This window comes from Mycolicibacterium mageritense, from assembly GCF_010727475.1.
Taxonomy (GTDB): domain Bacteria; phylum Actinomycetota; class Actinomycetes; order Mycobacteriales; family Mycobacteriaceae; genus Mycobacterium; species Mycobacterium mageritense.
In genome coordinates this window covers 6,482,859-6,508,058 of record NZ_AP022567.1, presented here as the reverse complement: position 1 = coordinate 6,508,058, position 25,200 = coordinate 6,482,859, and the positions used below count along the sequence as shown (strand labels likewise).

Sequence of the window (25,200 nt, the reverse complement as noted above, 5' to 3'; positions counted from 1 at the left end):
CGCCTACGCCATTCCCCTGCTGAGCAGGCGTCCGCGCGGCTCCTCATCGAGATCGATCCGCTTGCCTGCCAGCCAGGTACTGCGCACCACCCCGGCGAGCGGGCGCCGGTCATAGGCGGAGACGGGGTTCTTGTGTTGCAGTTTCTTGACGTCGACTATGAACGCGTCCTCGGGAGCGAACACCGCGAAGTCGGCCGCATATCCGAGCGCGATGTGGCCCTTGGTGTTCAGCCCGACCTGGCGGGCCGGGTTCTCCGACATCCATCGGACCACGTCGCCCAGGCTGTGACCGCGGCGTTTGGCCTCCGACCAGACCGCCGAAAGCGAGACCTGCAACGAGGCGATGCCACCCCACGCGACCCCGAAGTCGCCGATGTCGAACCGCTTGAGGTCGGCGGTGCACGGCGAATGGTCGGTCACGACACAGTCGATCACGCCGTCAACCAGGCCTTGCCACAACAGCTCCCGGTTCGCCGCTTCCCGGATGGGCGGGCAGCACTTGAACTGCGTTGCGCCCGCGGGGATCTCTTCGGAGACGAACGAGAGATAGTGCGGGCAGGTCTCGGCGGTGAGTTTGACACCGTCGCGGCGAGCCGAGGCGATCATCGGCAACGCATCAGAACTCGACAGATGCAGGATGTGCACGCGGCAACCCGTCCACCGCGACAGTTCGATCACCTCGGCGATCGCCAGGTTCTCGGCCCCGCGGGGGCGCGACGACAGGAAATCGGCGTAGTTGTCGCCCCGTGGTGAAGCCGCGCGGTCGATGGCGTGCGCGTCTTCGGCATGCACGATCATCATCGCGCCGAACGACGCAATCTCCTTGAGCGCGAGTTCGAGTCCGTCCGGATCGAGCGGCGGAAACTCGTCCACGCCCGAGTGCAGCAGGAAACACTTGAAGCCGAACACGCCCGCATCGTGCAGGCCGCGCAGGTCCGGCACGTTGCCGGGCACCGCGCCGCCCCAGAAGCCGACGTCGACATAGGCCTGGTTGGCCGCCACCCGCCGCTTCACCTCCAACGCTTCGACGTTGACGGTCGGCGGGATGCTGTTGAGCGGCATGTCGATGATCGTGGTGACACCTCCGGCCGCAGCCGCGCGGGTCGCGCTGGCGAACCCTTCCCATTCGGTGCGTCCCGGTTCGTTGACGTGCACGTGCGTGTCGACCAGCCCGGGGAGCAGGACTTCGTCGTCACCCAGATCCACGTACTGCTCGGCATCGAGTTGGGCGTCGATAGGTTCGATGGTGACGATCCGGCCATCCCGTACCCCGACGCACCGCGCCACCTCACCCGCCGCGGTGATCACGCGGGGCGCACGAAAAACCAAGTCCAACTTGTCAGACATCGGATGCTTCCTTCACGCTCGGTGCCTGATCGGCGATCAGGGCCTGATGACTCGCCGGTAGCCCGTCCCACCACTTTCGGCGGGCATCGGAACGCGCCTGTGCGTCGAGTTCGCCGAACAGTCGCAGCCTCGACAAGCCACCGTCCGGGTAGACGTCGAGTCGCAGGTGGGTGACTGCGTCTGCGCCGTCCAGTACGAACCGGTGCCGGGTGTCGGGCTGCACGGCAGTGCGCGCCAGCAACTCGGCCCAGGCGCCGGTGTCGTCGAGATCGGCCGAGCGGGTGTCGATTCCGCTCAGGCGCACCCAGCCGGGTGCGTTGCCGACGTAGTAGCTGGTGTCGATCTCGACGTGACGTGGGTGCCCGGCCGCCGCGAGAACGAAAACCGCGAAGTCGTTGCCGCCGCCGCGCCGCCGGGAGTTCTCCCAGCCCTCGCCCATGTTTCTGGCGCGGCCCGGCAGGATGATGTTTGCCGGCGAGGCGTAGAACGCGTCCGAGCAATCCACCAGGCGGCCACCGTTTTCCGCTGCGAGCAGATCCACGGTGCCGTCGAGGAACCGCGGATCCGGTACCACCTCGCCGTGGACGCGAAGCCGTGCGACACCGCCGTCGGGGTAGATCGAGAGGCGTACGTGCGTCCACCGGTGGCGGTCGGTCACCTCGTAGGCGTTGGGTGTGTCCCCCTGCGCCGGAGACTTCGCGACGATCGTGTGCCAGTCCGCCTTCATGACCTCCTCGATGGACGGGTAGCCCTCGATGGACGCCGCCTCGATCGACACGAACGGCGGGTAGTTTCCCTTGAAATACGCCGTGTCGACGATGATTCCGTGGATGATCCCCGCGGTGCCGAGCCGGACGATGGCGTAGTCGTGGCCTTCGTCGCGCCGGCGGCGGGTTTCCCACCCGTCGTACACCTTGCCCTTGTGGCCGAACTCGTGCGGGTCGAAGAACGGTGCCTCGGGCTTGATCAGGTTTTCCCGCTGCGCGAACAGCTCGTCGTTCGCAGCGGACACACTCCCACCCAAGGCCCGCGACGCGAGGTCGGGTAGCGAGGTGAAATCGGTGCTCATTGTTCTCCTTGTGGGCTGGTGGTGACGAGGCCGGCCGACGCTGCGATCGCGCGTCCGATCCGGCGCAACAGCTCTGCGGCATTCACCATGGATGCGTGTGGGTCGGGCTCGAGCTCGGCGAGCGTGTATGCCCGGGAAATTCCGGCGCGGCGCAGTTGTGCGGCGTGCAGCGAGCTGCGTCCGGCGACCGCGACAACGGGCAGGCCGGCCGCGGTGGCCGCGGCAGCCACTCCGATGGGAGCCTTGCCGTGCAGGCTCTGGGCGTCCAGTGATCCCTCACCCGTGATGACGATATCGGTCTCGGCGAGCTTGCGCCGGAAGTCGATGAGGTCCAGTACGGTTTCGATCCCCGGTCGGGTCGTGGCTCCGAGGACGGCCAGCGCCGCGAATCCGGTTCCTCCGGCCGCTCCGGCGCCGGGCGTGTCCCTGTGGTCGCTGCCGGTGGCGGTGTGCACCAGGTGTGCCCAGCGGCTCATCGCGTCCTCCAGCACCACCAGATGCCCTGCCGTCGCGCCCTTTTGCGGTGCGTACACCGCGGTTGCGCCGCGCGGGCCGAGCAGCGGGTTGTCGACGTCGCACGCCAGCTGGAAACGCGTACCGTGAGCCGCCGGGTGCAGCCCGCTGACGTCCACGCGGGCGGCGCGGCGCAGCTCCGCACCGCCGGGCCCGATCTCGTTGCCGTCGGCGTCGACGATACGCACTCCGAGTGCCTGCAGCATCCCGGCGCCGCCGTCGGTCGATGCGCTCCCGCCGACGCCGACGATGATCTCCCGCGCGCCTTGGTCGAGCGCATGCCTCATGACGGTTCCGAGGCCGAATGTGCTGGCGCCCAGCGGGTCCAGCTCACCGGGTGGCAGTGATGTCAGGCCTACGGCGGCGGCCAGTTCGACCACCGCGAGCGGGCCCCGCACGGCATACCGGGCAGAGCATGGGCGGCCTGTCGGCCCGGTGGTGGGGACGGTGACCGGTTCCCATCCGGCGGCGACCGCGGCCTCGACCGTCCCGTCTCCCCCGTCGGCCACCGGAGCCGCGGTGACACGCCAGGCCGGGTTTTCCGCCGTGATTCCGTACGCGAGCGCGTCGGTGACCTCCGCGGCCGTCAACGAGCCCTTGAATTTGTCGGGCGCGACGAGTACTCGTGCCACGATGACCTAGTCCAGCAACAGCAGGGCCGTGGGAGCGTGTTCGGCGGTCTCGGCGAGTTCCTCGAATTCCGCGACGTTGTCGATCTCGGTGCCCATCGCGATGTTGGTGACCCGCTCCAGGAAGACCTCGACGACCACCGGCACCTTGTGCTCGCCGGCGAGGATCTCGGCCCGCTCGAGCGCACCGGCGATCTCACCTGGCTCGGTCACCCGGATTGCCTTGCAGCCCAGGCCCTCGGCGACCTTGACGTGGTCGACGCCGTAGCCTTTCGGCATCGCGGGCAGCGTGTCGTGCTGACTGGTCTCCTCCGAGTTGATGTTGTCGAAACCGAGCTGCACGCAGTAGTCCATGTCGAATGCGCGCTGCGCCTGCCGGATCAGGCCCAGGTAGGAGTTGTTCACCACGACGTGGATGTAGGGCAGGTTGAACTGAGCGCCGACGGCGAGTTCCTCGATCATGAACTGGAAGTCGTAGTCGCCCGACAGTGCCACCACAGTCGCCTCGGGGTCTGCGGTGACCACCCCGAGCGTCGCCGGAATGGTCCAGCCCAAGGGCCCGGCCTGGCCGCAGTTGATCCAGTTTCGCGGCTTGTACACGTGCAGGAACTGGCCGCCGGCTATCTGGGACAGGCCGATCGTGCTGACGTAGCGGGTGTCCCGCCCGAAGACGCGGTTCATCTCCTCGTAGACGCGCTGCGGCTTCACCGGAGTCTCGTCGAAGTGGGTCTTGCGCTGCATGGTGCGCTTGCGGTTCTGGCAGTCTCCGACCCACGCCGAGCGGTCCGGGAGTGCGCCGCGGGCCTTGCGCTCCCGCGCGATCGCGACGAACTGTTCCAGAGCGGCCTTGGCATCCGACACGATGCCGTAGTCGGGCGCGAACACTCGGCCGATCTGCGTAGGCTCGATGTCGACGTGCACGAATTTGCGGCCCTTGCAGTAGGTGTCGAGCCCGCCGGTGTGGCGGTTGGCCCACCGGTTCCCGATGCCGAGGACGAAGTCCGAGGCGAGCATCGTCGCGTTGCCGTATCGGTGTGCGGTCTGCAGCCCCACCATGCCGGCAGCCAGCGGGTGATCGTCGGGAATCACACCCCAGCCCATCAGGGTCGGCACCACCGGCACATCGAGCAGCTCGGCCAGTTCGACCAGGAGATCCGCGGCGTCGGCGTTGATGATGCCGCCGCCCGCGACGATGAGCGGGCGCTGCGCCGCGGCGAGCATGTCGAGGGCCTTCTCGGCTTGTGCCCGCGTCGCGGCGGGCTTGTGCACCGGGAGCGGCTCATAGGTGTCAGGATCGAAATCGATCTCGGCCAACTGGACGTCGATGGGCAGGTCGATCAGCACCGGCCCGGGCCGGCCCGACCGCATGAGGTGGAACGCCTTGGCGAACGCGCCGGGAACCTGCGCGGGTTCGAGAACCGTCATCGCCATCTTGGTGACCGGAGCCGCGATGGCCGCGATGTCGACGGCCTGGAAATCTTCCTTGTGCAGCCGCGCGACGGGCGCTTGACCGGTGATCGCCAGGATCGGGATCGAGTCCGCCATCGCCGAATACAGTCCGGTGATCATGTCGGTGCCCGCCGGTCCGGAGGTGCCGATGCACACGCCGATGTTGCCGGCCTTGGCCCGGGTGTAGCCCTCGGCCATGTGCGAGGCGCCCTCGACGTGGCGGGCCAGCACGTGCCTGATGCCGCCGTGGGCACGCATCGCGGAGTAGAACGGGTTGATCGCCGCTCCGGGGAGGCCGAAGGCCTGCGTGGCACCTTCGAGCTCCAGGATCTTCACTGCCGCATCCACGGCACGCATACGGGGCATGTCAGTTCTCTCTCGATGAAATATGGTTGACGTTCACTCTGGTTTGCGGCCGGACAGTCGCTCGACGCCGCGGAACAGGGCCGAATGGTCCAGTCCGCCATCGCCGTTCGCGCGAGCCGAGGCCATGAGCTGGGCGACGACGGCACCCAGCGGGGTCACGACGCCCGCCTCGCGGGCTGCCGCGGTCACGATGCCGAGATCCTTGTGGTGCAGTTCGATTCGGAAGCCGGGATCGAAGGACCGATCCAGCATTTTCTGTGCCTTCTGGTTGAGCACGGCCGATCCGGCGAGGCCGCCGCCGAGCACCTCCACGGCCGCTTTGGTGTCCACGCCGTAAGCCTCGAGGAAGATGATCGCCTCGGCGAGCAGCTCAATGTTTCCCGCGACGATGAGCTGATTGGCGGCCTTCACGGTCTGCCCTGAGCCACTCGGGCCGACATGGACGACGGTCTTCCCGACGACGTCCAGAATCGGTTTGGCCGCCGCGAAGTCCTCCGCGGAGCCGCCGACCATGATCGACAGCGCCGCATTGATGGCGCCGGCCTCGCCTCCGGAGACCGGGGCGTCGATCAAGCGGAATCCCCGCTCGGCAGCCTGGGCCGCGAGTTCGGCGGTGACGTCCGGGCGGATGCTGGAGAAGTCGATGATCAGCGCGCCGGCCGGGGCGTGCTCGAATACGCCGTTCTCACCGGCGAGCACGTCCTGCACGTCCGGCGAATCGGGCACCATCACCGCGACGACGTCAGCGCCTGCAACGGCTTTGGCGATGGAGTCCGCGGCGGTGCCGCCCGCTTCCACCAGGGCGGCGGCCTTCTCCGGGGAACGGTTGTAGCCGACCACGTGGTGGCCTGCCTTGGCGAGGTGAACGGCCATGGGGCTGCCCATGATTCCGAGTCCGATGAATGCGATGGTGCTCATGAGTGTGCTCGATTCCGTGTGAGGGATGGGTGTGTGGTCAGATGCCTGCGCGCGACGCACGCTGCGGGCGGGGCAGCCAGTCGAAGGTGTCCGGGCGCGTGGACTTGTATTCGAGCCCGACGTACCCCCGATAGCCGTGCCCGGCGAGTTGCCGGAGGTATCCGGCGATGTCGAGCGTTCCCGTGCCGGGTTCGCCCCGACCCGGGGCGTCCGCGATCTGCACGTGTCCGATGCGTGGCGCGTAGGCGTCGATGGCAGCTCCGACATCGTCGCCGTTGACCGCGAGGTGGTACAGGTCGGCGAGCAGCCGCAGCGAATCGACACCGTGATCGGCGTGAATCCGGTCGATCACCGCGACGGCGTCGGCCGCGAGTTTGAGTGGGTACAACGGTGCTCCGCTGACCGGCTCGACGAGCACCACGGCGCCGATTCGGCCGGCGGCCTTGCCTGCGTGCGCGAGGTTCTCTGCCGCGACGTCATCCTGGGCCTGCGGATCGATGCCGTCGATCCGATTGCCGTAGAGGGCGTTGAACGCCTTGGTGCCCAACCGTTCTGCGATACCGATGGCCACGTCGACGCTGTCGCGGAACGCGGAGACCTGGCGCGGGTCGGACAGCAGGCCGCGATCGCCTGCCGGCATGTCTCCTGCGGCGAAATTGAGCCCGGTCAGCTGTACGCCTGCGTTCTCGATCGACGAGGCGAACGCGTCGACGTCGGTGTCGCGAGGCGTGGAAGTGTCGAAAGGCCACCAGAATTCGACGGCGTCGAACCCGGCGTCGCGGGCCGCCTGAGGCCGCTCCAGCAGCGGCAGGTCGGTCAGCAGGATCGAGCAGTTGACGGTGTAGGCAGAGGTTTCCATCTGTGTTCTCTCGGTTCTCGGTTCAGTTCGTCATGGACAGTTCAGGACGCGGGGGCCCGGTCGGGATCGGGCAGACCGCGATATTGCCGCCACCCGCCATGCTCGGTGATCTCGGTGAATTCGTCAGCGTTGCTTTCGAGCAGACCGGGACGCAGCCCGACCGCGAGGACCGACCGGCCGTCGTCGAGTGCGACCACGGTCAGTTCCAGCTCCGGGGGTTCTTCCGGCAGGAAGTCCGTTCGGATTCGTTCGAGCGGGACGTCGTACAGCTCGCCTTCGACCGACGCGCCGCCGACCTCGGTCAGCAGCAGGGCTGGGAACTCGTCGCGCACCGAGAAGAACCGGTAAATCGGGGCGGTGCGGACAGCACCGAGGAACCGGTGTGCTGACACGTTGTGGTGCAGGTTGCCCCCTCGCATCGCTCCCCCGTTGCAGAACAACTCGGCCACGTCTCGCCCTCCTTGCCGTCATGGATTTCGTATTGCGAAATATTCATTTCGTTGTGTGGACTCAGTGAAGCGCGCCCGGTTGCCCGCTGTCAAGGCCGCATTCGCCTTGGTGGCCGATGAACGCCCCGATTGCGGGAGCTCGCGGCGGAATATCTCCGCAGGTAGGGACGGCATTGATGCGGCCAGCCATCGGCTTGGTCTATGGTCTACCAGAGTGCGTCAAGCGCGTCGACCCCGAGCTGGGTCTTGACGTGACGGGTGCCACACGGCACACTTTCGTCTATCGATATCTGAATTTCACAATGCGAAATCTGATCCAACGTGAGGCCTGCCCCTCCGTTGACGCAAGATCCGGCTTCACCCAGCGACGAGGAGCGCACGATGCCGATGCCAGACCAATTAGATGCAGACCCTGCTGCCGGCGACGGCGCGGTTTCGCCGCGTACCGGACACCACGGGCATCGTGAGCATCACGACCCGATCCTGCATCACCCGCCTGCGTCGGCCCTCGACACGCCGGGCCTGCCCGACATCAGTGAGCGCCTGTACAACCAGGATCTCGCACCGACCAAGGCGGCCGGACGGCGCTGGAGCGGCTACAACATCTTCACGTTGTGGGCCAACGACGTACACAGCTTGGGCAATTACGGGTTTGCGCTCGGTTTGTTCGCGCTGGGGCTCGGAGGCTGGCAGATCCTGCTGGCGCTCGGAGTCGGTGCGGTCCTGCTGTTCGGGCTGCTGACGTTCTCCGGTTTCATGGGCCACAAGACGGGCGTCCCGTTCCCCGTGATGTGCCGGATCTCGTTCGGCGTCCGAGGCGCTCAGATCCCGGGAGCGATTCGCGGCGGGGTCGCCATCGTCTGGTTCGGGATCCAGACCTACCTGGCGTCGCTGGTGCTACGCGTGTTGCTGATCGCCCTGGTTCCTGGACTGGACCGGTGGGACCACAATTCGATCCTGGGTCTGTCAACGCTCGGTTGGGTGACGTTCGGCGTGCTGTGGATCGTCCAGACCTACATCGTCCAGCACGGGCTGGACATGATCCGGAAGTATGAGGCCGTCGCGGGACCGATCATCCTGGCCACCATGGCGCTGCTGGCGGTATGGATCTTCATCAAGGCCGGCGGCGCGATCGCCTGGTCGAACGACGCGCCGCTCACCGGTGGTGCCATGTGGCGGGAGATCTTCGCCGGCGGCGCGCTGTGGGTGTCCATCTACGCCACGTTCGTGCTGAACTTCTGCGACTTCACGCGGGCCTCCAAGACCCGCAAATCGATTGTCGCGGGCAACTTCTGGGGAATTCCCATCAACATGCTGTTCTTCGGGGTGTTCGTCATCGTGATGGCAGGCGCGCAGTTCAAGATCGACGGCGTCGTCATCGAAAGCCCGGCCGACATCGTCCACGCGATCCCCAACACGTTCCTCCTGATCGCCGCATCGCTGGCCCTGCTGGTGCTCACGATCGCGGTGAACCTGATGGCAAACTTCGTGGCACCGATCTACGCGCTGACCAACCTGTTCCCCCGCAAGCTGAACTTCGCCCGCGCCGGCGTGGTCAGTGCGGTCATCGGGCTGGTCATCCTGCCCTGGAATCTCTACAACAGCCCCGCCGTGATCGTCTACTTCCTCGGCGGTCTCGGTGCGTTGCTCGGCCCGTTGTTCGGCGTCATCATCGCCGACTACTGGCTGCTGCGCCGCACCAAGGTCAACGTGCCGGCGCTCTACACCGAGGATCCCGACGGAATCTACTTCTACCGCAACGGATTCAACCCACGTGCGATCGCCGCGTTCGTCCCCGCGGCCGTGATCTCGCTGGTGATCGCGTTCACCCCCGCCCTGCATGCCGTCGCCCCGTTCTCATGGTTCTTCGGCGCAGGCATCGGCGCGGTCATGTATCTCCTCGTGGCGGATCGGACCCAAACGTTCGAGGATGTCTCAGGTGAGCCGATCGCCGTTCCCAGCGTGCACTGAGCACGTCCCCGCCGTAACCCTCTTCAGAAGGGCCAGCACATGCGCATCCTTGTCGTGAACGTCAACACCACCGAATCGATGACAGAGTCCATCGGGCGTCAGGCGGCGGCCGCGGCCTCCCCCGGCACCGAAATCGTCCCGCTGACACCGCTGTTCGGCGCGGATTCGGTGGAGGGCAACTACGAGAGTTACCTTGCCGCGATCGCCGTCATGGAGACCGTCCGGTCCTACTCCGAACCCTTCGACGCAGTGGTGCAGGCGGGTTACGGTGAACACGGCCGCGAAGGACTCCAGGAACTCCTTGAGGTTCCCGTGGTCGACATCACCGAGGCGGCCGCGAGCACCGCGATGTTCCTCGGCCACAAGTACTCCGTGGTGACGACGTTGGACCGGGCTGTCCCGATGATCGAGGACCGGCTGAAACTGGCCGGCCTCGACGCTCGGTGCGCATCGGTGCGGGCGAGTGGGCTCGCGGTGCTGGAACTCGAGGAGGATCCCGACCGTGCTGTCGAGGCGATCGTCGAACAGGCCGAACACGCCGTCACGCAGGACAAGGCGGAGGTCATCGTGCTGGGCTGCGGCGGCATGGCAGGGCTCGACACGGAGATCCGCAAGCGGACCGGTGTCCCCGTGGTCGATGGCGTCGCCGCCGCGGTGACCATCGCGGAATCCCTGGTCCGGCTCGGGCTCAGCACGTCGAAGGTCCGGACCTATGCGGCACCGCGGCCCAAGATCTTCAAGGACTGGCCGCCGCGCTGAGGTTTTGCACAACCGTAACCACTGAACTTCGGTATACGAACAGCTGATTCCGCTTTGTGGAATAGAATGGCGGTGCGGGGTCGAACGAATCGAAGGAGTGGGCATCGATGGCACGGGAAGGAGCGGCATCCGGAGGCGTGCAGTCGGTCGAGCGCGCGTTCGACCTGCTGGAGGTCATGGCCTCGGCCGGGGGTTCGATCGGCCTCAGTCAATTGTCCGAGGCGTCGGGCCTTCCGGTTCCGACCATCTACCGGTTGGTGCGCACGCTCGTCAACCGCGGGTACGTGCGGCAGCTGCCGTCGCGGCAGTATTCCTTGGGGCCCAGGATGATTCGGCTCGGCGAGAGCGCCACGCGACTGCTCGGTGCCTGGTCGCGCCCGCACCTGACCGAAGTGGTCAAGACCACCGGCGAGACGGCGAACATGGCGTTGCTCGACGACACCATGGCCGTGTACGTGTACCAGGTGCCATCTGAGCACTCGATGCGCATGTTCACCGAGGTGGGTCGGCGCGTCTACACGCACTGCACCGGTGTCGGCAAGGCGCTGCTCATGCAGTTGCCGGACGAGGCTGTCCGACAGATCGTCGCGCGTGCGGGCATGCCGGCGCAGACCGCCTTCACGTTGACCGATCCGGACGCCTTGATCGCCGATCTCGAACTCAGCAGACATCGTGGATACGCGCTCGACGAAGGCGAGCAGGAGATCGGCGTGCGCTGCTTTGCGGTTCCGGTTCCCGACGCACCGATCCCGACGGCGATTTCGGTCTCGGGTCCGGCCGCGCGGGTCACCATCGACTCGGCAGACCACATCGTGCCGTTCCTGCTGCGGGTCGCGAAGGATCTCGGCGCGCAGTTCGGGGATCCACCCCAGTAGGCCGTCAGATGTGCGTGGGCGTCGACTGGTCCGCCCACAGCGCGGACGCCGTGCGATCCGCGTCCCTGATGCCACGTTCGAAGTCGACCGTGACGACAAGAAGCTCCGGTTCCGAGGTCTGCCCTACCCGGCCTGCCTGGGCGACCGTGGTGGCGTCCGGCGCAATCACCTTGCTCTTGCCGAGCAGCTCGCCGCCGCATTGGTTGGCCATCACCCACCACTGCCCGTTGACCAGTGCGTTGGCCGGATACAGCACATCCCACCACGTTTCGGCAGGAGTCTCGTAGGCGGCTGGTTCGATCACGATGCGTGCCCCGAGGTCGCGCAATCTGCGCGCGTACGCAGGATGATCGCCGTCGAAGCAGACGCTCAGCCCCACGGCACCGACACCGTCGATCTCCACGACCGTGGGTTCGTCTCCTGCGCCGAATACTGCGTCCTCGCCGAGGGGCGTGTACAGGTGGACCTTCCGGTGGGCCGCAGTGAGTGCCCCATCGGGTCCGTACACCACGGCAGTGTTGTACAGCGAGGCGCCGTCGCGCTCGGGCACCGTTCCCGCGAACAGCCAGACGCCTGCGGCCTGCGCGGCGGCCGACAATGCCCGGCCTCGCGGCCCGTCCAGCCGTTCGGCGGCTGCCCCGGCGTCTCGCGCCAAGGTGGCCGGATCGTATCCGCACGGCCACAGTTCTGGCAGGACGACGAGTTCGCAACCACGGCCCGCGAGCTCGTCGACGAACCTCAGGGCGTCGCGCAGGTTCTTTTCCGGTTCGTCGCACTGCGGCAGCCACTGGGCGATTCCCACAGTCCACGTGCCCGACATCAACGTCTCCCCTGGTCGATGGCCCTCGCCGCAATGTGCAGGCCAAGGGGTCACCAGCGACTATCCGTCGCGGCCGAATGTCCCGTCAAGAAACGAATATCGATGCGGTGGAACGGTTCACAGATGACCGGCGGTCAACTCGGCTCGCCGCAACACCGGGCCAGCAACCGGATGCCGGTGACGATCTGCGTTTCGGTGAGGTTGGCGTAGCCCAGGAACAGCGTCGGTGGCGCCGATTCCCGATCTACGTAACACGGTCTCGCGGACTCGACCCGCACACCCAGGGTGGCGGCGGCCCGCACAACGGCGTCGACGTCACATCCGTCGGGAAACTGAGCCATGAGCTGCACCCCTGCCGCCGCGCCGAGCACAGTCACCTGAGGTAGGTATCGGGCCAGGGCCGCCAGCAAGGTATTTCGTCGGGCCACATACCGTCGGCGCATCTGCCGCAGGTGCCGGTCGTAGCCACCGGACTGCAGTAGCTGGGCGAACGCCACCTGGTCCATGACCGAGTTGCCGACATCGGCGAGACCTTTTGCCCGCCTCACGGCCTTCGCGAGGTCGTCGGGGACCACCATCCAGCCGAGCCGCAGACCGGGCGCCAGAGTCTTGCTGACCGATCCGACGTAGATCACGCGGTCGGGTGCGAGGCTCTGCAGGGCGCCCACCGGCCGGCGTTCATAGCGGTATTCGGCGTCGTAGTCGTCTTCGATGACCAGGTTCCCTGCTCGCGCCCAGTCGAGGAGTTCCGCACGCCTGCCCGCAGTCATGACCACGCCCGTCGGTGACTGATGCGCAGGCGTGGTGAGCACCGTCGACACCGAACCTGCCGCGAGCGCGTCGACAACCAGACCGCATTCGTCGACCGGTACCGGCACGGGGTCAATCCCGTGATGGCGTAAGACGTGTCGGTGCAGCCAGAACCCTGGATCCTCGACCGCTGCCGATGCGTCGCCGGTATCCCGCAGAACCCTGGCGACGAGGCCGACGGCTTGGGTGGCCCCCGAGCACAGCACGATACGTGCGGGGTCGGCGTCCACCGCACGGGTGCGGCGCAGATAGTCGGCCAGCGCCTGCCGAGTGATCGTGAGCCCCTGCGGTTCGGTGTAGCCGAAGGACTTCGACGGCAGGTCGGCCAGACCTTGACGCAGTGCGCGCAGCCACTCGGCGCGCGGAAAGCTGTGCACGTCCGGCATGCCGGGGCTGAAGTCGACTGTGTAGTCGGCCACCGGGCTGGCGTCCTCGGGTGCCGCCGTGGTTGCGACTTCCACCGTGGCGACGTAGGTGCCCGCGCCGGTCTGGCTCACCAGGAATCCTTCGGCCACCAGTTGGGCGTACGCGTCGACCACCATCCGCCGCGACACACCCAGGTCGGAAGCCAGGACGCGGCTGGACGGCAACCGCACCCCCGCCGCGAGACGCCCCGAGCGGATCGCCTCGCGCAGTCCGTCCGTCAGCTGGCGGTGTAATGGCTCACGGCGCGCTCGATCGAGTTCGACGAGCAGCTCCGGCCCCGAAGTGGTACCCGAAACCGTCATGGAATTGGAGCTTAATCGCGCGCCAGTGCGGAGTTAACGTGTCGGTATGGAATGGGTCGATCCGTCATTCCGGCGAGGGGCGACGCGTGGCTAGCTCGGTGACGGAAAATGTTGCGGCACAGGGAGATGCTGTCGACGCGCGGTATCACCCGTCGGCGGCGGTGCGCCGGCAGCTGAACAAGGTGTTCCCCATGCACTGGTCCTTCCTGCTGGGCGAGATCGCGATGTACAGCTTCGTCGTGCTGCTGATCACCGGGGTATACCTGACGTTGTTCTTCGATCCGTCGATGGCGCACGTCACCTATGACGGTGTGTACCAACCGCTTCGGGGTGTGCAGATGTCGCGGGCCTACGAGTCCGCGCTCGACATCAGCTTCGAGGTCCGCGGCGGCCTGTTCGTCCGGCAGATCCACCACTGGGCGGCGCTGATGTTCGCGGCGGCGATCATGGTGCACCTCGCGCGGGTGTTCTTCACGGGCGCGTTCCGCCGCCCACGGGAGGCGAGCTGGATCACCGGCGCAATGTTGTTGATCTTGGCGATGTTCGAGGGCTACTTCGGCTACTCGCTGCCCGACGACCTGCTGTCGGGTATCGGCCTGCGCGCCGCGTTGTCCTCGATCACCCTCGGGCTGCCGGTCATCGGAACCTGGTTGCACTGGGCGCTTTTCGGCGGGGACTTCCCCGGCGAGGCTCTCATCCCCCGCTTGTACGCGTTGCACGTGTTGTTGATTCCCGCGGTCATCCTGGCGTTGGTGGCCATCCATCTCACCTTGCTGTGGTTCGGCAAGCACACGCAGTTCCCCGGCCCGGGCCGTACTGAGACCAACGTGGTGGGCGTGCGCGTCATGCCGGTGTTCGCGGTGAAGTCGGGTGCGTTCTTCGCCCTCATCACCGGCGTGCTCGGCTTGATGGGTGGTCTGCTGACCATCAACCCGATCTGGAACCTGGGCCCCTACAAGCCTTCCCAGGTGTCCGCGGGCAGCCAGCCCGACTTCTACATGATGTGGACCGAAGGCCTGGCACGTATCTGGCCCGCCTGGGAGTTCTACCCGCTGGGCCACACTGTTCCGGCTGCGGTGTGGGTCGCGCTCATCATGGGATTGGTGTTCATCTTGCTCATCCTCTATCCCTTCATCGAACGCAAGGTGACCGGTGACGATGCGCACCACAACCTGCTGCAGCGGCCGCGGGATGTGCCGGTACGCACCGCGATCGGCGCCATGGCCATCGCCTTCTACATGGTGCTCACCCTGGCCGCGATGAACGACATCATCGCCCTGAAATTCCACATCTCGCTCAACGCGACCACCTGGATCGGCCGCATCGGCATGGTCGTCCTACCCGGCATCGTCTACTACATCGCCTACCGCTGGGCCATCTCCCTGCAACGCAGCGACCGCGCCGTACTCGAACACGGCATCGAAACCGGCATCATCAAACGCCTGCCCCACGGTGCCTACGTCGAGCTGCACCAACCGCTGGGACCGGTCGACGACCACGGCCACCCCATCCCCCTGGAATACCAGGGCGCACCACTGCCCAAGCGCATGAACAAGCTCGGCTCCGGCGGCGCCCCCGGCACCGGCAGCTTCCTGTTCGCCGACCCCACCGTCGAACACGACGCCCTCACCGAGGCCGCCCACGCCTCCGAGCACCGCGCCCTCACGGCCCTCAAAGAACACCAGGACCGTATCCACGACACCGACGGGGACACCAACGGCCACCACTGACGCGCCGCTCGCGTACCGGGCTACTGACGCTCCTGCCGGCTCGAGTCCACCACCCGGCGTGCGATATCGGCCAACCGAACGTTGCTGGTCTGCGAAAGTTCCCGCAGGAGTTCGAAGGCCTGCACGGCGTCCACGTGAAAACGCTCCATGAGGATGCCCTTGGCCTGGCCGATGACATCGCGGGATGCGATCGCGGACTGCAGATTCTCGTCGTGGCGGCTCGCGAGGATCGCCACGGCCGCGTGCGCGGCCAACACCGAGCCGATCGCTTCGTCGTCGGGGCTGAAAGCGTTGGGGCGAAAGGCGAAAAGGTTCAGTGCTCCTGCGGTACGTGAACTGGTGTAGAGCTTGAACGACAGCCCGCTGAGCACTCCGATGTCCACGACCATCCTGCTGTAGGCCGGCCACCGGGTTTCCGTCCGAAAGTCATCGGTGCGTACGACGAGTTCATCGACTGCCGCTTCGTAACACGGACCCTCTTGCAGTTCCTCCTGCAGTCGATCGAGTTGCTCCGCCAACTCGGAGGTGATGGCGTGGGATTCGAAGTTTCGGCCCCTGATCAACAAGACCCCCGCCACATCCGCTCCGTCGATGAGCTCGACTGCCGTGGCGGTGACCCGTTTGAGAACCACATCGATGCTCGTCGGCGTAGCCACTTCACGTGCGAGCTCCGCCATACGTCCGGCCAGATCTTGGTCGGTTTTCTCGCTCATGAATGCACCTCCCTCGGGTGTGCTCAGCGGCCTCGGGATGATCGCGCTTCCACCGTGGGTTACCCAAATGTTCGTTCGGTAAGCGCCGGGCGACCGTTGGTCAACTCGCCGCCCTGCCCTGCCGAAACGCCCGGCGGTACGCCGCAGGTGTGGTGTGCACAGCCGACTGAAATCTGCGGCGGAGGTTGGTATCGGACGCCAGGCCCACTCGCGATGCAATGGCAGCCACGGACAGGTCGGTCTCCTCGAGTAGTGTCCGCGCAGCGTTGATCCGTTGCATCAGAAGCCATTGGCCCGGACTCGTGCCCAGTTGCTCGGCGAACCGACGTGCCAGTGTTCGCGGCGACACATGCAGTTGGCTTGCCATGAGTTCCAAGGTGATCGGTTCGTCGAGTCGCGTGCTGATCCAGTCGAGCAGTGCCGCGAGGGACGGTTGGGGCGCCGGGGATGCGGCCGGCAGTGCGTACTGCGCCTGACCGCCCTCCCGGTGCGGCGGCATCACCATGTGACGGGCCACGCGAGCCGCGTAGGCCGCGCCCGCGTCCGTACGCACCAGATGCAGACACAGGTCGATCGCGGCGCCCGCGCCGGCGCTCGTCGCAATGTCGCCGTTGTCGACGTACAGCACATCGGGTTCGACAAGCACCTCGGGGAACCGGGATTGCAGCTCGGCTGTCCTGGCCCAGTGCGTCGTTGCCCTTCTGCTGTCCAGCAATCCGGCGTGTGCCAGCACGAACGCGCCGGCGCAGAGCGTGACGAGCCGACAGCCACGGCTGTGCGCGCGCCGCAGGGCGTCGCTGACCGCCTGCGGGGGCGCATCCGGACTACGCCAGCCGGGGACGATGACGGTGTCGGCAGTATCGATGGCCGACAGGCCGGCAGCGGCCGTCAAACCGATGCCCGCGCTGGTCGCCACTTCCCCGGGCTCTTCGGCACAGATGGTCAGGTCGTAACGGGCTGGAAGGGAAGGCCGTCGGACGCCGAAAACTTCGACGACACAACCCAACTCGAACAGCCCCTGAGGTGGCAGGACGAGCGCCACCACGCGGTGTGGCGCCGAGCCGGGAACCATGGCTAAATTGTACCGATTAGTGTCATTCCTGACACTGGTCGCCCCGACCGCCGGTGCCGAACATGGAGGCATGTCCGAGACACTCGAGGGGCCCGAAACGCCCGGTTACACCTGGTCGGAGTTGGCGACGGCGCCGAGCCGTGCGCTCTTTCCCGGGATTCGCCTGCGTCCGTTGTGGGTTGGTGACAACGGAGCGTCCGCGCAGGTGGTCGAGATCGATCCGGGCGCATGCTGGGAAGGCATCGATGTGCACGAACCCGGTCCGGAAGAGGTCTATGTCGTCTCGGGTACGTTCAACGACGGCGCCCGCGACTATCCGGCGGGCACGTTCATCCACGCGCCTGCAGGGTCGTGGCACGTTCCGCAGAGCCGCACCGGATGCGTGCTCTTCGTCTTCTACCCCGAGGGCTGACCGTCAGCCGGCCGCCCACTGCTTGGCCCGGTCGAGTTCATCGAGTCCGAACACGGCCAGCTCACCGGGCACCATCCAGGCGAACGCATGCAGCGCATGGGCGACCCACGATTTGTCCGACACCACCGCGATGCGTTTGAACGCCGAGTGATGCTTCGCCAGGGCGCCGAGACCGAGCTTCAGATCCTCGGCCATGCCACCAGGGCCGAAGCCCTCGTAATCGTCTGCGATGACCTCGACGAGTCTGATCTCTCCGGACTCGAGGAGCTCGTCCATCCGCGGCTTGAAGGCCCGCAGATCGTCGCCGCCGACGCGGCCCGATACGCGGATGCCTGCGACCCCCGGTGGCACGTCGGGCAGAACCTCGATCATGTGGTCTCCTCGGTGGCATGGCGATCTGAGTCCAATGTGCCACAGCCGCGACCGACACCGCGGCGAGACGTGGTATCGATTCGATGGTTGAGATCGGGCAGGCCGGGTACCCGCTCGCCATGCGCGCGCGTTCGCGAATCTTGACCGAGTCCAATTCCCACCGTGAAGGTGGTGCTGTGCCGCATTCGGCACACTTCAGGGAGCAGCTGCGCGATGCCGATCTGCGGGTGACGCAGCCCCGCGTGGCGGTTCTGGAGGCATTGGTGGCGCATCCGCACGCCGACACCGAAACGATTTTCTCGGCGGTACGCGACACCCTGCCCAATGTTTCCCGCCAAGCCATCTACGACGTTCTTCATGCCCTCACCACGGCGCACCTGATCCGGCGCATCCAACCCTCCGGCTCGTCGGCGCGCTACGAGTCCCGGGTGGGAGACAACCACCATCACGTCGTATGCCGCGGTTGCGGGGCCATAGCCGATGTCGACTGCGCCGTCGGCGCCGCGCCTTGTCTGACTCCGTCCGACGACGCGGCCCTCGACGGCTTTGTACTCGATGAGGCCGAAGTCATCTATTGGGGTTTCTGCGCCGATTGTGTTGCGGCCAGTCCCTGATCTCAGCCCGATCGTCCATCACAACCGGAAGGATTGCCATGTCATCCGATACGTCCGACAGCCGCCCGCCCTACCCGAACGAAGCGACAGCCAGCCGCAGTGAGAGCGAAAACCCTGCGATCGCCTCGCCCACTCCCAAAGCCCATGCGCCCCTGACAAACCAGGATTGGTGGCCGGATCAGATCGACGTGTCACGACTGCATCCGCACTCGGAACAGGCCAACCCGCTGGGTGCCGACTTCGACTATGCCGCAGAGTTCGCCAAGCTGGACGTCGATGCGCTCAAGGCAGACCTGCTGGCCCTGATGACGCAGTCACAGGATTGGTGGCCGGCCGACTACGGACACTATGGCGGCCTGTTCATCCGAATGAGTTGGCATGCGGCAGGCACCTATCGCATCTTCGACGGCCGCGGTGGCGGTGGGCAGGGCATGCAACGCTTCGCGCCGCTCAACAGCTGGCCGGACAACGCCAATCTGGACAAGGCCCGTCGGCTGCTCTGGCCTGTCAAACAGAAGTACGGGAACAAGATCTCGTGGGCCGACCTGCTGGTGTTCGCAGGCAATGTGGCTCTCGAGTCGATGGGGTTCAAGACCTTCGGATTCGGGTTCGGCAGACCCGACGTGTGGGAGCCCGAGGAGATCCTGTTCGGCGAAGAGGACACCTGGCTGGGCACCGACAAACGCTACGCGGGCCGGCGCGAGCTCGCGCAACCGTACGGCGCCACCACGATGGGGCTGATCTACGTCAATCCCGAAGGGCCAGAGGGGCAGCCGGATCCCGTCGCGGCGGCACACGACATCCGCGAGACGTTCGGTCGAATGGCGATGAACGACGAGGAGACAGCTGCGTTGATCGTCGGCGGCCACACATTCGGGAAGACGCATGGGGCAGGCGACGCCGACCTCGTCGGGCCTGAGCCGGAGGCGGCGCCGATCGAGCAGCAGGGTCTCGGCTGGAAGAGTTCCTATGGCACCGGCAAAGGCAAGGACGCCATCACCAGCGGGCTGGAGGTGGTCTGGACGCCGACCCCGACCGCGTGGGACAACAGCTTCTTGGAAACCTTGTACGGCTACGAGTGGGAACTCACCAAGAGTCCAGCAGGCGCATGGCAGTTCACCGCCAAGGACGGCGCCGGAGCGGGCACCATCCCGGATCCGTTCGACGGGCCCGGTCGGGCCCCGACGATGCTGGTCACCGATATCTCGATGCGCGTGGATCCCATCTACGGACCCATCACGAGGCGCTGGCTCGACCACCCCGACGAGCTCGCCGATGCGTTCGCGAAGGCGTGGTACAAGCTGCTGCACCGCGACATGGGGCCGATCTCGCGCTACCTCGGGCCCTGGGTGGCCGAGCCGCAGCTCTGGCAGGATCCGGTACCGCCGGTCGATCACGACTTGGTCGATGACCGTGACATAGCGGCCCTCAAGCGCCAGGTTCTCGAGTCGGGTCTGTCGGTGCCGCAACTGGTCAAGACGGCCTGGGCGGCAGCGGCAAGTTACCGCAACACGGACAAGCGTGGTGGCGCCAACGGCGCCCGGATTCGCCTTGAGCCACAGAAGAACTGGGAAGTCAACGAACCTGCGGAGCTGGCGAAGGCGCTGCCCGCGCTGGAGCAGATCCAGCAGGACTTCAACGCATCCGCCTCGGGTGGAAAGAAGATCTCGCTGGCCGATCTGATCGTGCTGGCCGGTGCGGCCGCGGTCGAGAAGGCCGCGGGCGACGCCGGACATGACGTCAAGGTGCCGTTCACGCCGGGCCGCACCGACGCCACGCAGGAGAACACCGACGTCGAGTCCTTCGCGGTGCTCGAACCGCGGGCCGACGGCTTCCGCAACTATGTCCGCCCGGGAGAGAAGACGCCGCTGGAGAAGCTGTTGCTGGAGCGCGCCTACTTCCTTGGGGTGACGGCGCCTGAGTTGACGGTCCTGATCGGGGGTCTGCGAGCCATCGGCGCCAATCACGGCGGCAGCAAGCACGGGGTGTTCACCGACCGGCCCGGCACGTTGACCACCGATTTCTTCCGCACCGTGGTCGACATGGGCATCGAGTGGAAGGCGTCGGAAACCACGGAGAACGTCTACGAGGGTCACGACCGGGCCTCAGGGACGCCGAAATGGACGGCCACCGCGAACGACCTTGTGTTCGGCTCTCATTCGGTACTACGCGCGCTCGCCGAGGTATACGCGCAATCGGATGCCGAGGATCGGTTCGTCAGAGACTTCGTGCGCGCGTGGGACAAGGTCATGAACAACGACCGGTTCGATCTCAAGTGACGGAACCGACGGGTTTACGGCTCGGCGATGCGGGTTAGCCAATGGGTCGGTGCAATTCGAACTCAGATTGGAGTTGGAGAGCATGAAACTGACCAAGATCCTGGCAAGCGCTGCCGCCGCCGGTGCCATTGCGGCAGGCGCAGTGGGGTTGAGTGCCGTCACCGCAAGCGCCGCCCCGCCGCCAATTCCCGCACCCAGCCAGCCGGCACCGCCCATGCCGCCTCCTGGGCCGAATCCCGGCCAGCCACCGGCATGGGCGCCGCCGGCTCCCCCGCCGCCGGCGTGGGCGATGGGCAACCCGCAGGTATGGGATGACGGCTGGCAGCACTGGGGCGTCTGGAAGAACGGAGTGTTCATCCCGACGTACTGACGCTTTTGGACCCGACGTCCGTCACCGTTCGCGGTGGCGGACGTTGTCTATGCGCATGGTTCATCCTTTTCTGAATACACAAATCGATGTACAGTCACGCTCATGGAAACGCTGACGCATGGCGCGGTGTTGGCCCGGTTCGGTCACGCCCTGTCGGATCAGACCAGGTCGAAAATCCTGTTGGCGCTCAAGGATGCTCCCCGCTATCCGGCGGAATTGGCCGAGTCGGTCGGGGTTTCCCGTCAGAGCATGTCGAATCATCTTTCCTGCCTTCGTGGTTGCGGCTTGGTCGTGTCGGTGCCCGAAGGCCGGCGCACCCGATATGAGCTCGCCGACTCGAACCTCGCGCATGCGCTCGATGATCTGCTCCTGGTGGTGCTGGCAGCGGAGGACAAGCTCTGTCCCGTCGACGATGGCTGCTGCTGATGGTCTCCCCGGCCGGTCCATCGGTTGTCCTGACGCTGCACCGGCGTACCGTGCTGCAGCGGCGGATTCGCTGGCTGGTTGCCGCCACCATCACATACAACGTGGTCGAGGCGATCGTTGCGATCGGCGAAGGCGCGCGAGTTTCGTCGACTGCGCTGATCGGCTTCGGCCTGGATTCGGCGATCGAGGTCTCGTCAGCGGCCGCAGTCGCCTGGCAGTTCTCCGGATCCGATCCCGAGGCCCGCGAGCGAACCGCGCTGCGCATCATCGCGTTCTCGTTCTTCGCACTGGCCGCCTACGTCACGGTCGAATCGATCCGCTCGCTGGCAGGGGCCGGCGAGGTGCGACACTCCCCGGTCGGCATTGCCTTGACCGCAGCGAGTCTCGCGATCATGCCGATGCTCTCGGTCGCACAGCGCCGCGCCGGACGCGAGCTCGGCTCTCGGTCAGTGGTCGCCGACTCGAAGCAGACCCTGCTGTGCACGTACCTTTCGGCGGTCGTGCTGGCCGGGTTGGTGCTCAACACCCTCTTCGGCTGGGCATGGGCGGACCCGATCGCCGCCCTGCTGCTGGCCGCAGTCGCAGTCAACGAGGGACGTGAGGCCTGGCGTGGCCAAACCTGCTGCGCCGCAAGCAAGGACACATCACCATGCCGATGACGCCCAGGTTATTGGTGCACGCCGTGTTCGCGGTTCCTACCACGATGCAACGTGAGGTTCGTGTCGTCGGGTAGTGCCACCTCGCGCGCCCAGGCGCCTGGGTTCCAGCTCACCGAGCAACGGGGCCATCCGTCAGTGTGGGTGATGGGCTTCGCGATGGCGCTTTTGCTCACTTTGCGGCTGAGCAAATCGCTTTCACGGTGCCGCTCAACGAGCTCGCGGCCTTCCACAGCGCTTGGTCGCCCGGTTTGAAGTTGGGCAACCGGTCGGCGTACGCATCCTCGTATTTGGCCTGCCCGCGCAGCAATTCGGCGAGCAAGGGGTACTCTGCTTTGTCTGCCAGTTTGCGCAGGCCCGTGGCTTCGTCGCGCATCACCGGAATGACAGCGAGGGTCACGGCCCGCTGTTTCGGAGACCACCTGGATGCTGGGATGCGCGGATCGGTCTTGACCCAGGCTTGCAGCTTGGCCCCGTAGGAGGCCGAAGCACGCTCCCATTGTGCACAAACCGGATCTGGTCTGGTCGGGATCGTGGCGATGTTCATGACCGCGGGTGCGATCACGTCTGCCGGAACGGGTTCGGGCCTCGGCGCCGGGGCTGCCGTCTCGGCTTTCTGATCGTCCCCGGTGAAGACCGTGCTCGTGATACCTGCCACCACGAGCGCGGCGACCACGCTTGCCCCGACCGACAGCCACACCTTGCGCCGCTTCATGTCGAAAGGTGCTCGGTGCCTGCCTGTTCCGAGGGCGACCTTGAATGCGGCGTCGGGACGGGATCTCAGTTCCGCGACCGCGACTTCGATCGCAGGCGCGGGGGTTCCGAGGTCGGTGAGCTGTTTGACGAAGCGCGCGACGGCAACGAGATCGCCGCTGTAGAGGGCTTCCGGGGGCTCGGCGGCCGGGAGAAAACGCTCTACGAGATCTTCGCGCAACTGTGATGCACGTGCGACCTCGCTCGCGGTCAACCAGTGGCCGCCCGCGGTGTCGGGTGTGGAGCTGCTCATCGTGGTCCTTCCCCCAAGTGCCCTGAAAATTGGTACAACATCGGTCAAGGCACTGCAACCCCACTGTCGCGGTAGCCAACATGCAAGCCAGACCCAGGTGTTAGCCGCGCACCGGCGCCATATACTTGCCTCGTGACCGACTGGCAAAGAACAACTTTCGCTGCACGTCCGCCACTAGAGCGTGCCGCCGAGTGCCGGCGGATGGTCAGCCGAGGTGTTCGACGCGGAAAAGCTTGACCTCGGCGCGCACTCCCTTGAGCTTGCGCGCCCCCATCGGATGCCAGGTGAAATCGCCAGGGTTGGTGACGGCGTCCCGTGTCGATTCGTCGACCAGAACGGTTCCGGGAGACGCGGCGCCGGTCACCCGGCTGGCCAGATTGACCGGGCTGCCGAACCAGTCCCCCGCGCGAGTGACAGCGAAGCCCGAAGCCACACCGATCCGCAAGGGCGGCAAGTCATTTGCGGTCACGGCGGCAGTGAGATCGAGCACCGCGGTCAGCAGTGGCGCCGCCTCTGCGGATACGAACATCACGGCATCGCCGATCGACTTCACGAACCGGACGGGTGCGCTCGCGACATCGTGTGCGAGTTCGGCGAGCCGGCTGGCCAGCCGTTCCAGATCTTCTGCCGGCAGCGCCTCGCCGAGTTGGGTGAACCCCGCCAGGTCGGCGAACGCGACGCTGACCGGGCGCGCCCCGGGCAGGGTTCCCGCGGCGCGCTCAGCGGCGGTGACCGCTTCGATCTCGAACGAATGGCGCAGTTCCAGCCGGAGGAGATCGTCCATCATCGGACCGATCATGGGTGCCGCGCGCACGGCAAGCCGTTCCGAGGCTTGGGCCAGTTCGATCTCGGAAGCCCCTGGGTGCAGCAGCGTTTTGAGGGCCGCTTCGCGCATCATCGCAGCGGCGTGCCCGAGGCTCTCCACGAGCACACGTAGGACGGCGACCGCGTCCTGCGGCGCGTACCCCAGGTCGAGGAACAATTTGGCGTGCCGTATCGACTCGGCGTCGGCACGTGGCAGCACTCTGGCGTCCGGATCGTCGATCCTCGGCAAGCCGACAGCGCGATGCAGGTGTTGCACCACTTCGAGGTTCATGCCGGTCAACTCGCAGATATCCCGCGCGGAGACCAGCTGCCCGTCGTCGCCGAGCACCCGGTACGCCGGCAGCATGAGCGGTGCCGCGACAGAGGCCCGGATGTGCTCAAGGCTGAAGCCTTCCTCGATCAGCCATGCGATCAGCTCGGCACGTTCTCGGCGCGCCGCGCTGTCGAGGCCGTCGAGCAGACCGTACGTCTCGAATTCGACGTCGTCTGCTCGTCGGGCACACGGCTCATCGCCGTTTGCTGCCATGCTGTCAACCCTATTCGGCCGACGTCGCGCGCGGCGCGGAACGGCGTCGCCGACTCCCGCGAACAGACGCCGCGGTACCCCAAAACGCGTGATTTGCGGTACCTCCGCGACTGCTCGCCGGGAAAGTGCGGACGCAATCATGCTGAGATTGACCGGTTTTCGGACCGTTACTGCATACACAGCTGGCGCCCATCGGTGACATAGGGCCGACACATCGCTCGTCGTTAGCTTCTTCTCGTGTGGCGCCGGTCGCCGCATGGACGAGAAATGGAGTGAGGCAATGTCTTTCAAACGAACCGTAGGCGTGTCGATCATGGCTGCCGGAATCGGGGTGTCCGGGCTGCTCGGAATCGGACTCGGTACCGCGGCAGCCGATCCCGGACCGGGATGCGATCGACCCGGCACCCCGCAGTGTGGTGACCACCGAGACGACAACCGCGGCCCCGCGGGCCCGGCCGATTGGCAGAATCGCGGCGTTGACCAGGGCCGCCAGGACCATCGACCGTTCAACTGGAACGGCCAGCAGGTGACTCCGATGCCCGCGGCCGACGGGCGCGGCTGGGGCTTCTGGTTCCTCGGAACCTGGATCCCGCTGTAAACCGCACCTCAGTGCGGGGCGGGTCGCCGGACCGTGGCC

25 protein-coding genes are annotated in these 25,200 nt (G+C 66.3%); 11 read left to right on the top strand and 14 right to left on the bottom strand.

Annotation, left to right across the window (positions count from 1 at the left end):
• Positions 1-3 precede the first annotated feature (3 nt).
• From allB to G6N67_RS31300, 7 genes are read right to left on the bottom strand one after another with little or no spacing between them, the layout of a single operon-like run.
• Positions 4-1,347: an allantoinase AllB gene (allB, locus tag G6N67_RS31330; RefSeq protein WP_081812838.1), complete on the bottom strand. Its 1,344-nt coding sequence runs from the start codon at positions 1,345-1,347 to the stop codon at positions 4-6.
• The gene (alc, locus tag G6N67_RS31325; protein WP_036442061.1) at positions 1,340-2,416 is read right to left on the bottom strand and encodes an allantoicase; all 1,077 of its coding nucleotides are present in this window, start codon (positions 2,414-2,416) and stop codon (positions 1,340-1,342) included. The genes allB and alc overlap by 8 nt, the downstream gene beginning before the upstream one ends.
• Complete coding sequence (locus tag G6N67_RS31320; RefSeq protein ID WP_036442059.1) at positions 2,413-3,561, bottom strand: glycerate kinase; 1,149 nt, start codon at positions 3,559-3,561, stop codon at positions 2,413-2,415. The genes alc and G6N67_RS31320 overlap by 4 nt, the downstream gene beginning before the upstream one ends.
• Positions 3,562-3,567: 6 nt before the next feature.
• The gene (gene gcl, locus G6N67_RS31315; protein WP_036442057.1) at positions 3,568-5,373 is read right to left on the bottom strand and encodes a glyoxylate carboligase; all 1,806 of its coding nucleotides are present in this window, start codon (positions 5,371-5,373) and stop codon (positions 3,568-3,570) included.
• Between the two features lie 33 nt (positions 5,374-5,406).
• A complete protein-coding gene (locus tag G6N67_RS31310) occupies positions 5,407-6,291 on the bottom strand; it encodes a 2-hydroxy-3-oxopropionate reductase (protein ID WP_036442055.1) in 885 nt (294 codons plus the stop codon).
• 37 nt (positions 6,292-6,328) lie between these two features.
• The gene (locus tag G6N67_RS31305; protein WP_036442053.1) at positions 6,329-7,150 is read right to left on the bottom strand and encodes a hydroxypyruvate isomerase family protein; all 822 of its coding nucleotides are present in this window, start codon (positions 7,148-7,150) and stop codon (positions 6,329-6,331) included.
• 41 nt (positions 7,151-7,191) lie between these two features.
• A complete protein-coding gene (locus G6N67_RS31300; protein ID WP_036442051.1) occupies positions 7,192-7,599 on the bottom strand; it encodes an allophanate hydrolase-related protein in 408 nt (135 codons plus the stop codon).
• 381 nt (positions 7,600-7,980) lie between these two features.
• Between G6N67_RS31300 and G6N67_RS31295 the strand changes: the two genes are divergently transcribed.
• The 3 genes from G6N67_RS31295 (at position 7,981) to G6N67_RS31285 (ending at position 11,204) form a co-directional block, all read left to right on the top strand.
• Positions 7,981-9,570, top strand: coding sequence for an NCS1 family nucleobase:cation symporter-1 (locus tag G6N67_RS31295; RefSeq protein ID WP_229481542.1), 1,590 nt, complete (start codon positions 7,981-7,983; stop codon positions 9,568-9,570).
• Positions 9,571-9,609: 39 nt separating this feature from the next.
• Positions 9,610-10,329 (top strand): aspartate/glutamate racemase family protein, encoded by a 720-nt coding sequence (locus tag G6N67_RS31290; protein ID WP_036442049.1) that lies wholly within the window; start codon positions 9,610-9,612, stop codon positions 10,327-10,329.
• A 107-nt stretch (positions 10,330-10,436) separates the two neighbouring features.
• On the top strand, positions 10,437-11,204 hold the full coding sequence (locus tag G6N67_RS31285) for an IclR family transcriptional regulator (RefSeq protein WP_036442047.1): 768 nt from the start codon (positions 10,437-10,439) through the stop codon (positions 11,202-11,204).
• Positions 11,205-11,208: 4 nt separating this feature from the next.
• On the opposite strand, the gene G6N67_RS31280 is transcribed toward G6N67_RS31285, so the two are convergent.
• A complete protein-coding gene (locus G6N67_RS31280; RefSeq protein WP_051579275.1) occupies positions 11,209-12,024 on the bottom strand; it encodes a carbon-nitrogen hydrolase family protein in 816 nt (271 codons plus the stop codon).
• 134 nt (positions 12,025-12,158) lie between these two features.
• Positions 12,159-13,562, bottom strand: a complete 1,404-nt coding sequence (gene pdxR / locus G6N67_RS31275) for a MocR-like pyridoxine biosynthesis transcription factor PdxR (RefSeq protein WP_036442045.1) — start codon at positions 13,560-13,562, stop codon at positions 12,159-12,161.
• A gap of 86 nt (positions 13,563-13,648) precedes the next feature.
• Between pdxR and qcrB the strand changes: the two genes are divergently transcribed.
• Positions 13,649-15,292 carry a cytochrome bc1 complex cytochrome b subunit gene (gene qcrB / locus G6N67_RS31270; RefSeq protein ID WP_036442043.1) on the top strand — a complete coding sequence of 548 codons (1,644 nt, stop codon included), beginning with the start codon at positions 13,649-13,651 and terminating at the stop codon, positions 15,290-15,292.
• A 20-nt stretch (positions 15,293-15,312) separates the two neighbouring features.
• Here the strand turns inward: qcrB and G6N67_RS31265 are convergent, their stop codons facing one another.
• Positions 15,313-16,005 carry a GAF and ANTAR domain-containing protein gene (locus G6N67_RS31265; protein WP_036442041.1) on the bottom strand — a complete coding sequence of 231 codons (693 nt, stop codon included), beginning with the start codon at positions 16,003-16,005 and terminating at the stop codon, positions 15,313-15,315.
• 100 nt (positions 16,006-16,105) lie between these two features.
• Positions 16,106-17,077, bottom strand: coding sequence for a helix-turn-helix domain-containing protein (locus G6N67_RS31260; protein WP_036442039.1), 972 nt, complete (start codon positions 17,075-17,077; stop codon positions 16,106-16,108).
• Positions 17,078-17,147: 70 nt separating this feature from the next.
• Between G6N67_RS31260 and G6N67_RS31255 the strand changes: the two genes are divergently transcribed.
• Positions 17,148-17,489, top strand: coding sequence for a cupin domain-containing protein (locus G6N67_RS31255; RefSeq protein WP_036442345.1), 342 nt, complete (start codon positions 17,148-17,150; stop codon positions 17,487-17,489).
• Between the two features lie 3 nt (positions 17,490-17,492).
• Here G6N67_RS31255 and G6N67_RS31250 read toward each other — a convergent pair whose 3' ends face one another.
• Complete coding sequence (locus G6N67_RS31250) at positions 17,493-17,861, bottom strand: SpoIIAA family protein (protein ID WP_036442037.1); 369 nt, start codon at positions 17,859-17,861, stop codon at positions 17,493-17,495.
• A gap of 176 nt (positions 17,862-18,037) precedes the next feature.
• Between G6N67_RS31250 and G6N67_RS31245 the strand changes: the two genes are divergently transcribed.
• From G6N67_RS31245 to G6N67_RS31225, 5 genes are all read left to right on the top strand, one after another.
• Entirely contained in the window at positions 18,038-18,475 is a 438-nt protein-coding gene (locus G6N67_RS31245) for a Fur family transcriptional regulator (protein ID WP_036442344.1), read from the top strand.
• 38 nt (positions 18,476-18,513) lie between these two features.
• Positions 18,514-20,754 carry a catalase/peroxidase HPI gene (gene katG, locus G6N67_RS31240; RefSeq protein ID WP_036442035.1) on the top strand — a complete coding sequence of 747 codons (2,241 nt, stop codon included), beginning with the start codon at positions 18,514-18,516 and terminating at the stop codon, positions 20,752-20,754.
• Positions 20,755-20,836: 82 nt separating this feature from the next.
• The gene (locus tag G6N67_RS31235; protein ID WP_081812837.1) at positions 20,837-21,124 is read left to right on the top strand and encodes a hypothetical protein; all 288 of its coding nucleotides are present in this window, start codon (positions 20,837-20,839) and stop codon (positions 21,122-21,124) included.
• 102 nt (positions 21,125-21,226) lie between these two features.
• Positions 21,227-21,550: an ArsR/SmtB family transcription factor gene (locus tag G6N67_RS31230; protein WP_036442033.1), complete on the top strand. Its 324-nt coding sequence runs from the start codon at positions 21,227-21,229 to the stop codon at positions 21,548-21,550.
• Positions 21,550-22,209, top strand: a complete 660-nt coding sequence (locus G6N67_RS31225) for a cation efflux transmembrane domain-containing protein (protein WP_036442031.1) — start codon at positions 21,550-21,552, stop codon at positions 22,207-22,209. The genes G6N67_RS31230 and G6N67_RS31225 overlap by 1 nt, the downstream gene beginning before the upstream one ends.
• 169 nt (positions 22,210-22,378) lie before the next feature.
• Here the strand turns inward: G6N67_RS31225 and G6N67_RS31220 are convergent, their stop codons facing one another.
• Complete coding sequence (locus G6N67_RS31220; protein WP_036442029.1) at positions 22,379-23,212, bottom strand: ESX-1 system-associated protein; 834 nt, start codon at positions 23,210-23,212, stop codon at positions 22,379-22,381.
• Between the two features lie 205 nt (positions 23,213-23,417).
• The gene (locus tag G6N67_RS31215; protein WP_081812836.1) at positions 23,418-24,563 is read right to left on the bottom strand and encodes an adenylate/guanylate cyclase domain-containing protein; all 1,146 of its coding nucleotides are present in this window, start codon (positions 24,561-24,563) and stop codon (positions 23,418-23,420) included.
• A 280-nt stretch (positions 24,564-24,843) separates the two neighbouring features.
• Between G6N67_RS31215 and G6N67_RS31210 the strand changes: the two genes are divergently transcribed.
• Positions 24,844-25,161, top strand: coding sequence for a hypothetical protein (locus G6N67_RS31210; protein ID WP_036442338.1), 318 nt, complete (start codon positions 24,844-24,846; stop codon positions 25,159-25,161).
• Positions 25,162-25,200: the final 39 nt, after the last annotated feature.

Excerpts from the sequence above, each read along its gene's own strand:
- allB (WP_081812838.1), bottom strand. The coding sequence starts at position 1,347 with ATGTCTGACAAGTTGGACTTGGTTTTTCGTGCGCCCCGCGTGATCACC.
- alc (WP_036442061.1), bottom strand. The coding sequence starts at position 2,416 with ATGAGCACCGATTTCACCTCGCTACCCGACCTCGCGTCGCGGGCCTTG.
- gcl (WP_036442057.1), bottom strand. The coding sequence starts at position 5,373 with ATGCCCCGTATGCGTGCCGTGGATGCGGCAGTGAAGATCCTGGAGCTC.
- G6N67_RS31310 (WP_036442055.1), bottom strand. The coding sequence starts at position 6,291 with ATGAGCACCATCGCATTCATCGGACTCGGAATCATGGGCAGCCCCATG.
- G6N67_RS31305 (WP_036442053.1), bottom strand. The coding sequence starts at position 7,150 with ATGGAAACCTCTGCCTACACCGTCAACTGCTCGATCCTGCTGACCGAC.
- G6N67_RS31295 (WP_229481542.1), top strand. The coding sequence starts at position 7,981 with ATGCCGATGCCAGACCAATTAGATGCAGACCCTGCTGCCGGCGACGGC.
- G6N67_RS31290 (WP_036442049.1), top strand. The coding sequence starts at position 9,610 with ATGCGCATCCTTGTCGTGAACGTCAACACCACCGAATCGATGACAGAG.
- G6N67_RS31285 (WP_036442047.1), top strand. The coding sequence starts at position 10,437 with ATGGCACGGGAAGGAGCGGCATCCGGAGGCGTGCAGTCGGTCGAGCGC.
- G6N67_RS31280 (WP_051579275.1), bottom strand. The coding sequence starts at position 12,024 with ATGTCGGGCACGTGGACTGTGGGAATCGCCCAGTGGCTGCCGCAGTGC.
- pdxR (WP_036442045.1), bottom strand. The coding sequence starts at position 13,562 with ATGACGGTTTCGGGTACCACTTCGGGGCCGGAGCTGCTCGTCGAACTC.
- G6N67_RS31265 (WP_036442041.1), bottom strand. The coding sequence starts at position 16,005 with ATGAGCGAGAAAACCGACCAAGATCTGGCCGGACGTATGGCGGAGCTC.
- G6N67_RS31260 (WP_036442039.1), bottom strand. The coding sequence starts at position 17,077 with ATGGTTCCCGGCTCGGCGCCACACCGCGTGGTGGCGCTCGTCCTGCCA.
- G6N67_RS31255 (WP_036442345.1), top strand. The coding sequence starts at position 17,148 with ATGTCCGAGACACTCGAGGGGCCCGAAACGCCCGGTTACACCTGGTCG.
- G6N67_RS31250 (WP_036442037.1), bottom strand. The coding sequence starts at position 17,861 with ATGATCGAGGTTCTGCCCGACGTGCCACCGGGGGTCGCAGGCATCCGC.
- katG (WP_036442035.1), top strand. The coding sequence starts at position 18,514 with ATGTCATCCGATACGTCCGACAGCCGCCCGCCCTACCCGAACGAAGCG.
- G6N67_RS31235 (WP_081812837.1), top strand. The coding sequence starts at position 20,837 with ATGAAACTGACCAAGATCCTGGCAAGCGCTGCCGCCGCCGGTGCCATT.
- G6N67_RS31230 (WP_036442033.1), top strand. The coding sequence starts at position 21,227 with ATGGAAACGCTGACGCATGGCGCGGTGTTGGCCCGGTTCGGTCACGCC.
- G6N67_RS31225 (WP_036442031.1), top strand. The coding sequence starts at position 21,550 with ATGGTCTCCCCGGCCGGTCCATCGGTTGTCCTGACGCTGCACCGGCGT.
- G6N67_RS31220 (WP_036442029.1), bottom strand. The coding sequence starts at position 23,212 with ATGAGCAGCTCCACACCCGACACCGCGGGCGGCCACTGGTTGACCGCG.
- G6N67_RS31215 (WP_081812836.1), bottom strand. The coding sequence starts at position 24,563 with ATGGCAGCAAACGGCGATGAGCCGTGTGCCCGACGAGCAGACGACGTC.
- G6N67_RS31210 (WP_036442338.1), top strand. The coding sequence starts at position 24,844 with ATGTCTTTCAAACGAACCGTAGGCGTGTCGATCATGGCTGCCGGAATC.